The sequence below is a fragment of the uncultured Pseudacidovorax sp. genome, from assembly GCF_913773995.1.
Lineage (GTDB): Bacteria > Pseudomonadota > Gammaproteobacteria > Burkholderiales > Burkholderiaceae_C > Xenophilus.
In genome coordinates this window covers 1-9,628 of sequence record NZ_CAJYES010000097.1, presented here as the reverse complement: position 1 = coordinate 9,628, position 9,628 = coordinate 1, and the positions used below count along the sequence as shown (strand labels likewise).

Genomic DNA, 9,628 nt, shown 5'->3' with positions numbered 1-9,628 from the left:
GGGCTTGGCGGCGTTGGTCTTGTAGAAGCCGTTGTTGCCGATGGTGTCCTGGTCCTGGCCGCGGAACTTGTAGTTGCTCGTCAGCGAAACGTTCGCCGTCAGCGGCGAGGGCTGCGGGGCCGCGTCGGCTGCCGTCGGTTCGGATTGGGCATGGGCGTTGAGGGCGATCAGGCCGAGGCCAAGGACGCAGAACAGGGAAGCGCGGAAGGTCATGAAAGAAGGCATCTTCGATGCGGAGGAAAGTTGAGGCGGAGGCGTGGTGCGGTCTCAGCGCGGCCGGCGGCGGCGTGCATGGCGTTCGCAGCCGCGCACGATCAGCCAGGCCACGCCGGTGGGCAGCAGCACGGCCACCAGGGCCGTGGCGGCGGCAAGAAGGTCGGCGAGCATGGGGCGCTTTCAGCGGTGGGCCAGCCCATCCAGCGCCAGGTTGAGGGCCAGCACGTTGACCACCGGCTCACCCAGGAAGGGCAGGGCGGGCCGCTGCACCTGCGCGTCGATCAGCGATTCCACCTTTGCGGCATCGAGGCCTCGCACCCGCGCCACCCGTGCGGCCTGGTAGCGGGCCGCCTCGGGGCTGATGTGCGGATCAAGGCCGCTGGCCGAGGCCGTCACCAAGTCGGCCGGCACCGGCGTGGTGTTGCCAGGGTCGGCGGCGCGCAGGGCCTCGACGCGGGCCTTCACGGCATCGGTCAACGCCGGGTTCAGCGGCCCCAGGTTGGAGCCCGAGGAGCCGCTGCCGTTGTAGGGCTGCGGCGCGGTGGCCGAGGGCCGGCCCCAGAAGTGGCCGGGGTCGCTGAAGTTCTGGCCGATGAGCATGGAGCCCACGGCCTTACCGTCCTGCTCCACCAGGCTGCCGGCCGCCTGCTTCGGGAACAGCGTGCCGGCCACGCCGGTCACGGCGACGGGATAGACCACGCCGGTGACCACGCTCAGGGCGGTGAACAGCACCAGACAGGGACGCAGAATGTTTTGCTTCGTCATGGCGAACATCTCCAGAGATTCAGACCAGGCCGACCGCGGCCAGCAGCAGGTCGATGAGCTTGATGCCGACGAAGGGGACCAGCAGGCCGCCCAGGCCGTAGATGGCCAGGTTGCGGCGCAGCAGCGCGGCGGCGCCGATGGGCCGGTAGCGCACGCCCTTGAGCGCCAGCGGGATGAGGAAGACGATGATCAGCGCGTTGAAGATCACCGCGCTCAGGATGGCCGAGGAGGGGCTTTCCAGCCGCATCACGTTCAGCGCCGCCAGCTGCGGATAGGTGCTCACGAAGATGGCCGGGATGATGGCGAAGTACTTCGCCACGTCGTTGGCGATGCTGAAGGTGGTGAGCGCGCCGCGCGTCATCAGCAGGGCCTTGCCGGTTTCCACCACCTCCAGCAGCTTGGTGGGGTTGGAGTCCAGGTCGACCATGTTGCCCGCCTCCTTGGCGGCCTGTGTGCCGCTGCCCATGGCCACCGCCACGTCCGCCTGGGCCAGGGCGGGGGCGTCGTTGGTGCCGTCGCCCGTCATGGCGACCAGCCGGCCGTCGGACTGGTACTGGCGGATGAGCTTGAGCTTGTCCTCGGGCGTGGCCTCGGCCAGGAAGTCGTCCACGCCGGCCTCGGCCGCGATGGCGGCCGCGGTGAGCTTGTTGTCGCCGGTGATCATGACCGTGCGGATGCCCATGCGCCGCAGCTGTGCGAAGCGCTCGCGGATGCCGGTCTTGACGATGTCCTTGAGCTCGACGATGCCCAGCACGCGGGCGCCTTCGGCCACGGCCAGCGGTGTGCTGCCGCGGCGGGCAACCTCGTCGGCGGCACGCAGCAGCTCGGGCGGCATGGTGCCGCGCAGGGCTTCGACATGGCGGCGCACCGCTTCCACGGCACCCTTGCGCAGCGGCACGGGGTCGCCCGCCAGGTCCAGCGCGGCGGCGGGCAGGTCGGCGCCGCTCATGCGGGTCTGGGCGGTGAAGGGCACGAACACAGCGCCATCGACGGGCGCGACGTCCACGCCCTCGCGCCGGGCCAGCTCGACGATGCTGCGGCCCTCGGGCGTCTCGTCGGCCAGCGAGGCCAGCTGCGCCGCATGGGCCAGGCGCGCCTTGTTCACGCCCGGCGCCGGAAGAAATGCTGAGGCCTGGCGGTTGCCGTGGGTGATGGTGCCGGTCTTGTCCAGCAGCAGCACGTCCACGTCGCCGGCAGCCTCGACGGCGCGGCCCGAGGTGGCGATCACGTTGGCCTGCATCATGCGGCTCATGCCGGCGACGCCCACGGCCGACAGCAGGCCGCCGATGGTGGTCGGGATCAGGCACACCAGCAGCGCCACCAGCGCCGTGATCGACACCACCGTGCCGGTGCCCGCCGCCTGCACACTGAAGAGCGAATAAGGCAGCAGCGTCACCGTCACCATCAGGAAGACCAGCGTCAGCGCCACCAGCAGAATGGTCAGCGCGATCTCGTTGGGCGTACGGGCCCGCTTGGCACCTTCCACCATGCCGATCATGCGGTCCAGGAAGGACTCGCCCGGGTTCACGCCGATGCGCACCACCAGCCAGTCCGACAGCACACGGGTGCCGCCGGTGACGGAGGAGAAGTCGCCGCCGGATTCGCGCACCACCGGTGCCGATTCGCCGGTGATGGCCGATTCGTCCACCGAGGCCACGCCTTCGATGACCTCGCCGTCCAGTGGAATCATGTCACCGACTTCGACGAGCACCACGTCATCCTTGCGAAGGTTGGTGGCGCGCTCGGGTCGCCAGATGGCGCTGGTGGAATCGGCCGTGGCGGGCTCGGGCGCGGCGCCTTCGGCGCGCACGCGGGCCAGCTGCTCGGCCAGCCGCGCCATCTCGCGCGGTGCGCCTTCGAGCTTCTTGGCCCAGCTGTCCTTGCGCAGGCTTCGCAGCGAGGCGGCCTGGGCCTTGCTGCGGCCTTCGGCCAGCGCCTCGGCGAAATTGGCGAAGAGCACGGTGAACCACAGCCACAGCGACACCGCGAGGATGAAGCCGGGTCGCATGCCGGTGTCGCCGGGAAAGTTGAGGCTGTGCACCCACAGGAGCGTGGTCAGGATGCTGCCGACGTACACGACGAACATCACCGGGTTGCGCCACTGCACGCGTGGGCTCAGCTTGGTGAAGGAGGCGACAAGCGCGGGGCGCACCAGCGCGCCGTCGAACAGGGAAAGCGTGTTGTTGTTCATGGGGCGCGCCTCACTTCCAGAGCATCAGCTGCTCGACGATGGGGCCCAGGGCCAGCGCCGGCACGTAGTTGAGCAGGCCGACCAGCAGCACCGTGCCGATCAGCAGCACCACGAACAGCGGTCCGTGGGTGGGCAGCGTGCCGGCCGTCACCGGCAGGCGCTGCTTGGCGGCCAGGGCGCCGGCACTGGCCAGCACCGGCACCATCACGGCGAAGCGGCCCAGCCAGGTGGCCACGCCCAGCATCGTGTTGTAGAAGGGCGTGTTGGCCGACAGGCCGGCGAAGGCGCTGCCGTTGTTGTTGGCGGCCGAGGTGAAGGCGTACAGGATCTCCGAGAAGCCATGCGCCCCCGGGTTGGCGACGCCGGCGCGGCCGGCCTCCACGCTCACCGCCACGGCCGTGCCCAGCAGCACCAGGATCGGCGTGACGAGGATGGCGATGGCGATCAGCTTCATCTCGTACACCTCGATCTTCTTGCCGAGGTACTCCGGCGTGCGGCCGATCATGAGGCCGGCGATGAACACGGCCAGGATGGCGAACACCAGCATGCCGTACAGGCCCGAGCCCACGCCGCCGAACACCACCTCGCCCAGTTGCATCATGACCAGCGTGACCAGCCCGCCCATCGGCGTGAGCGAGTCGTGCATGGCGATCACCGCGCCGCAGGAGGCGGCGGTCGTCACCACGGCGAACAGGGCCGAGGCGGCGATGCCGAAGCGCAGGTCTTTGCCTTCCCAGTTGCCGGCCGACGGGTCCACGCCCAGGGCGGCCAGCAGTGGGTTGCCGGCCTGCTCGGCGCCCGTGGCGACGATCACGCCGACGACGAAGATCGCTGTCATCGCACCCAGGATCGCCCAGCCCTGGCGCCGGTCGCCCACCACCTCGCCGAAGGCCAGGCACAGCGCGGCGGGGATGGCGAAGATGGCCAGCATCTGCAGCAGGTTGGTCAGCGCCGTCGGGTTCTCGAAGGGATGGGCCGAATTGGCGTTGAAGTAGCCGCCGCCGTTGGTGCCCAGCATCTTGATGGCCTCCTGCGAGGCGACGGGGCCCATGGGCAGGGTCTGCGACTGCGTGGTGGCTTCCTTGGTGACGGGATTGCCGGCGGCGTCCTTGAGCGGCTGGCCGTCGGGGCCGTTCTGCGGGTCCTGGTAGACGGTCGACTCGATCGTCGTGACAGTCTTGTAGCCGTCGAAGTTCTGGATCGTGCCCTGGCTGACGAAGACGAGTGCCAGCACGAAGGCGATGGGCAGCAGCAGCCACAGCGTGAGCCGCGTGAGATCGGCCCAGGCATTGCCAATGGCACCGAAGCGGGCGCTGCGGCGGCCCGCCTCGCCGCGGGCGGCAAAGCCGCGGATCAGCGCGAAGGCCACGGCGATGCCGGTCGCCGCCGAGAGGAAGTTCTGCACCGTCAACGCCAGCATCTGCGTGAGGTAGCTCATGGTGCTTTCGCCGGCGTAGCCCTGCCAGTTGGTGTTGGTGGCGAAGCTGAGCGCGGTGTTGAAGGCCGAGTCGCCCGAGACGGCCGGCAGGCCCGCCGGGTTGAGCGGCAGCAGGGCCTGCAGGCGCTGCAGGCCGTAGACGGCCAGGGCGCCCAGGGCATTGAAGGCGAGCAGGGCGAGGGCGTAGCTCATCCAACCCATCGAGGCATTGGGCTCGACGCCGGCCAGGCGGTAGAGCGGCGCCTCGATGCGGGCGATCCAGCGCGGCATGCGGCCTTCGCAGAGCGCGGCCAGCCAGCGGCCCAGCGGCCAGGCGAGAAGCAGTAGAAGGCCGAGGAAGACGGCCAGGAGGGTCCAGGCGGAGGCGGTCATCAGAAGTCCTCCGCCCGGATCAGTGCATAGACCAGGTAGGCCAGCAGCAGGGCGGCCAGCGTGCCGGCTAGTCCGTAGAGGGCGGCGAGCGACATCATGGCCGTCCCCCGTTCGGCCGCTCCATGGCGGCCAGCGCATACACCAGCGCCACCATGCCGGCCCACAGGGCGGCGATGGCGGCGAGCCAGACGATGTCCATTTCTCACTCCAGTGGTCGGAAAGACGATGGCTGGCAGTGTCTGAAGGGGCGCGTCAAGACGGTGTAGAGACTGTGGGGGGCCGTATCAAAACGGCGTAAAGATGGCGACGGGGGTGCATGCGAGCGGCGGGCGTTGCTGGGTTCGCCTCAGGGATCGGCGGTGGCGATGGTCGTGGCGATGGTGATGCTGAGTTGAGCCGAGCCGAGCCGAGCCGGGCCGAGCCGAGCCGAGCCGAGCCGAGCCGGGCCGAGCCGGGCCGGGCCGACGGCTACGCTGCTCGGCTCGCCGCGTCGGGGTGCACGAAAGATGGGCCGCTAACCCGGCGTAGGACGTCGGCATGCGCGCGCCCGGTGCACGCTCGCGCTGACCGGCTTGCCTCACCAGAGGCGTGCTCGCCTTCGACCGACGTGCTTTGGGCACTGCACGGCGCCGCGAATGGCACCTCCGCACGCACACCGCCATCCTCCGCCTCGACGGTGGTCCCGAATCGCCGGATTTGCCGCCAGGGGCCTCCGAGTCCGTTCGCCCTGAGTTTGTCGAAGGGCACGACGGCGCGCGGCGTCAACGTCCGACCCGCCCTGACCGGTGCGACGCAGCGCCCGCGCGGGGCTTCGACAGGCTCAGCCCGAACGGTCGGGGTTGGCTGACCCATGTGGCCCCGAGAGGTCCCGTGAACCTTCGGCCCTAAGAGGGGAGGGCTCGCGTGCACCGTCGAGGCGGAGGATGGCGGTGTGCGTGCGGAGGTGCCATTCGCGGCGCCGTGCAGTGCCCAAAGCACGTCGGTCGAAGGCGAGCACGCCTCTGGTGAGGCAAGTCGGTCAGCGCGAGCGTGCACCGGGAGCGCGCATGCCGACGTCCTCCGCCGGGATACTGCTACAGCCACTTGTGCGACCGGAAGACCGCAGCCGCTTGCCTCCCCGCGCTCAGGCCGCTTCGAGCGCGTCGATCAGCTCCGTCTCGATCGCCAACTGCCCCTTCTGGCCATACAGCTCGGGACCGCTGATCAGGAAGCTGTCCTCCACCCGCTCGCCCAGCGTCGTCACCTTCGCCAGTTGCAGGTGCAGGTGGTGGCGCGCCAGCACGCGGGCCACGCTGTAGAGCAGCCCGGCCCGGTCGCTCGCCGAGATGGTCAACAGCCAGCGTTGCGCCTTCTCGTCCGGCGTGAGATAGACCCGCGGCTGGATCGGAAAGCTGCGTACCCGCCGCGACACCCGGCCACGGCTGGGCGCCGGCAGTTCGCCCCATTCGTCCAGCGTCTGTGCCAGATTGGTCTCCACCATGCTGATCAGCTCGCGGTAGTGTTCGGGCAAAAAGGTGGTCACCACCTGGAAGGTGTCCAGCGCATAGCCGTTGGCGGCCGTGTGCACCCGTGCGTCCAGGATGCTGAACGACGCCTGGTCGAAATAGCCGCAGATGCGCGCGAACAGGTCCGGCTGGTCGGGCGTGTAGACCACCACCTGCAACCCTTCGCCCACCGGCGACAGGCGGGCCCGCACGATGGCCTTGGCATGCGGATCGGCCGGGATGCCCTTGGGCGCGACGAAGCGCGACAGCTTCTTGGCGTGCCAGGCGATCTCGCCCGCGTCGTGCCGCATGAAGTAGCTCACGTCCAGCGTGTCCCACAGCGCCTTGTGCGCTTCGAAAGGCTGGGCATGCAGCTGCAGCAGCGTCAGCGCCTCGCGCTTGCGGGCCTCCACCTCGGCGTCGGGGTCGGGAAGGTGGCCGCCCAGCGCGCGCGAGGTGCGGCGGTAGGTGTCTTCCAGCAGCTTGCCCTTCCAGGCATTCCACACACGTGGCGAGGTGCCGCGGATGTCGGCCACCGTCAGCAGGTAGAGCGCCGTCAGGTAGCGCTCGCTGCCGACGCGCTGGGCGAAGGCGCCGATCACCTCGGGGTCGGACAGGTCCTGCTTCTGCGCCACGTTGCTCATCACCAGGTGATTGGCGACGAGGAACTCGATCAGCCGCGTGTCCTCGCGGCCGATGCCGTGCTTCTGGCAGAAGCGGCGCACGTCGCGCGCACCCAGTTCGGAATGGTCGCCGCCGCGGCCCTTGGCGATGTCGTGGAAGAGGGCGGCCACGTACAGGATCCAGGGCTTGTCCCAGCCGGCCGCCAGCTGCGAGCAGAAGGGGTACTCGTGCGCATGCTCGGCGATGAAGAAGCGGCGCACGTTGCGCAGCACCATCAGGATGTGCTGGTCCACCGTGTAGACGTGGAACAGGTCATGCTGCATCTGCCCCACCGTGCCGCGGAAGACGCGCAGGTAGCGGCCCAGCACCGAGGTCTGGTTCATCAGACGCATGGCATGCGTGATGCCGCGGGGCTCCAGCAGCATGCGCATGAAGGTCGCATGATTGACCTTGTCGTTGCTGAAGCGGCTGTCCATGCGGCCGCGGGCGTTGTAGAGCGCACGCAGCGTGCGCGCCGACAGGCCGTTGACGCCGATGGTCTTCTGGTAGAGCAGGAAGGTCTCGAGGATGGCGTGCGGATCCTTCTCGTACAGGTCGTCGCTGGCCACCTCGATGGTGCCGCCCTTCTCGAAGAAGCGGTCGTTGATGCGGGTGAGCGTGGCCGACTGCGGGTTGATCCGCTCGGCGATGTTCAGCATCAGGATCTCGGTGAGCTGCGTGACCGCCTTGGCCGCCCAGTAGTAGCGGCGCATCAGCGCCTCGCTGGCGCGGCGGCCCGTCTCGTTCTGGTAGCCGAAGGTCTGGGCCACGGCGGTCTGCAGGTCGAAGACCAGGCGGTCTTCGCGGCGCTTGGCCACCGCGTGCAGGCGGGCGCGAATCAGCGAGAGCAGCGCCTCGTTGCGCTTGATCTGCTTGACCTCGAAGTGCGTGGCCAGGCCGTTGCGCGCATAGTCTTCCCAGCGCTTGCCCAGGCCGGCGGCTTGCGCCACCCAGCGCACGGTGTGCAGGTCGCGCAGGCCGCCCGGCGATTCCTTGCAGTTGGGCTCCAGCGAATAGGGCGTGCCATCGTGCTTCTGGTGGCGGTGCCGCATCTCCTGGGCCTTGGCCAGGAAGAAGGCGTGGGGATCCATCGCCTCGTCGAAGGCCTTGCGGAAGGCCGTGAACAGCCGCTTGCTGCCACACACATGGCGGGACTCGAGCAGGGCCGTCTGCACGGTGACGTCCTTGGCCGATTCGCTCAGGCACTCGTCGAGCGTGCGGACGCTGGAGCCGATCTCCAGCCCGGCGTCCCAGCAGCGGCCGATGAAGGCCTCCAGCCGTGCGGCCTCGAGCTCGCTCCCGGCAGGCAGCAGGAGCAGCACGTCGACGTCGGAATACGGGAAAAGCTCGCCGCGGCCGTAGCCACCCACGGCCACCAGGGCGAGCTCGTCGCCGAAGCCGGCGTCCTGCCACAAGGCACGCAGGGCCGCATCGGCCTGGCCCGCCAGCTCCTTGAGCACGGCGTGGATGTTGCGCACGCCCTGCGGCGCGCACAGGCGATCGAACACGGCATTCTTGCCGGCGCGCAGCTGCTCGCGCAGGCTGGCCGGCAAGTCGACGGCGACGGAGAAACCCATGCCAGCCGGACGCGTCAGGCGGCGACGGGCGCCGCCTGGCCGCTGGCGGCAGGCACGAAGGCCGGGGGCTGTGGGCTGCCGGCGGACAGGGTCAGGACCTCATAGCCCGTCTCGGTGACCAGCACCGTGTGCTCCCACTGGGCGGAAAGCGAGCGGTCGCGCGTGACGATGGTCCAGCCGTCGTAGCGGCCGCCGCGGTGGTCTTCCTTGATGTCGCGCTTGCCGGCGTTGATCATCGGCTCGATGGTGAAGATCATGCCGGGCTTGAGCTCTTCCATGGTGCCCGGGCGGCCGTAATGCAGCACCTGGGGCTCGGCATGGAAAGTGCGGCCGACACCATGGCCGCAGAACTCGCGCACCACCGAATAGCCGTTGCCCTCGGCGAAGCGCTGGATGGCGTGGCCCACGTCGCCCAGGTGGTTGCCGGGCTTGACCTGCAGGATGCCGTGCCACATGGCCTCGAAGGTGATCTGGCACAGCCGCTTGGCGGCGATGGAGGCGTCGCCGATCACGAACATCCGGCTGTTGTCGCCGTACCAGCCGTCCTTGATGACGGTGACATCGATGTTCATGATGTCGCCCTTCTTCAGGGGCTTGTCGTCCGGGATGCCGTGGCACACCACATGGTTGACCGAAGTGCACAGTGACTTGGGGAAGGGCACATCGCCCGCGCCCTTGTAGCCCACCGTGGCGGAGGTAGTGCCCTGGCCGACCATGTACTCGGCCGCCAGCCGGTCGATCTCGTTGGTGGTGATGCCGGGCTTGATGAAGGGCGTCAGGTAGTCCAGCACCTCGGACGCAAGGCGGCAGGCGACGCGCATCGCGGCAATGCCTTCGGCGTCGTGGTAGGTAATGCTCATCCGGGGATTATCCCACTCGCCCCCTAAAATGCCGGGTTTTCGCGAACGGCCCCAGTCAGCGG

At 69.1% G+C, this 9,628-nt stretch carries 6 protein-coding genes and 1 pseudogene; all 7 read right to left on the bottom strand.

The features are described 5' to 3' along the window. Positions 1–213 (bottom strand): annotated as a pseudogene (locus QZ772_RS08620) (hypothetical protein); the annotation flags it as partial. Between the two features lie 183 nt (positions 214–396). Further along, positions 397–981 (bottom strand): potassium-transporting ATPase subunit KdpC, encoded by a 585-nt coding sequence (kdpC, locus tag QZ772_RS08615; protein WP_295524754.1) that lies wholly within the window; start codon positions 979–981, stop codon positions 397–399. A 19-nt stretch (positions 982–1,000) separates the two neighbouring features. Then, positions 1,001–3,172 carry a potassium-transporting ATPase subunit KdpB gene (gene kdpB, locus QZ772_RS08610; RefSeq protein ID WP_295524752.1) on the bottom strand — a complete coding sequence of 724 codons (2,172 nt, stop codon included), beginning with the start codon at positions 3,170–3,172 and terminating at the stop codon, positions 1,001–1,003. A gap of 10 nt (positions 3,173–3,182) precedes the next feature. After that, on the bottom strand, positions 3,183–4,982 hold the full coding sequence (kdpA, locus tag QZ772_RS08605) for a potassium-transporting ATPase subunit KdpA (RefSeq protein ID WP_295524750.1): 1,800 nt from the start codon (positions 4,980–4,982) through the stop codon (positions 3,183–3,185). After that, a complete protein-coding gene (gene kdpF / locus QZ772_RS08600; RefSeq protein WP_017757755.1) occupies positions 4,982–5,080 on the bottom strand; it encodes a K(+)-transporting ATPase subunit F in 99 nt (32 codons plus the stop codon). The genes kdpA and kdpF overlap by 1 nt, the downstream gene beginning before the upstream one ends. 1,025 nt (positions 5,081–6,105) lie before the next feature. Further along, positions 6,106–8,706, bottom strand: a complete 2,601-nt coding sequence (locus QZ772_RS08595; protein WP_295524748.1) for a [protein-PII] uridylyltransferase — start codon at positions 8,704–8,706, stop codon at positions 6,106–6,108. Between the two features lie 14 nt (positions 8,707–8,720). Then, on the bottom strand, positions 8,721–9,566 hold the full coding sequence (map, locus tag QZ772_RS08590; RefSeq protein ID WP_295524746.1) for a type I methionyl aminopeptidase: 846 nt from the start codon (positions 9,564–9,566) through the stop codon (positions 8,721–8,723). Positions 9,567–9,628 lie beyond the last annotated feature (62 nt).

What these genes read in the sequence shown, in the direction of transcription:
- kdpC (WP_295524754.1), bottom strand. Translation starts at nt 981, where the DNA reads ATGACGAAGCAAAACATTCTGCGTCCCTGTCTGGTGCTGTTCACCGCC.
- kdpB (WP_295524752.1), bottom strand. Translation starts at nt 3,172, where the DNA reads ATGAACAACAACACGCTTTCCCTGTTCGACGGCGCGCTGGTGCGCCCC.
- kdpA (WP_295524750.1), bottom strand. Translation starts at nt 4,982, where the DNA reads ATGACCGCCTCCGCCTGGACCCTCCTGGCCGTCTTCCTCGGCCTTCTA.
- kdpF (WP_017757755.1), bottom strand. Translation starts at nt 5,080, where the DNA reads ATGATGTCGCTCGCCGCCCTCTACGGACTAGCCGGCACGCTGGCCGCC.
- QZ772_RS08595 (WP_295524748.1), bottom strand. Translation starts at nt 8,706, where the DNA reads ATGGGTTTCTCCGTCGCCGTCGACTTGCCGGCCAGCCTGCGCGAGCAG.
- map (WP_295524746.1), bottom strand. Translation starts at nt 9,566, where the DNA reads ATGAGCATTACCTACCACGACGCCGAAGGCATTGCCGCGATGCGCGTC.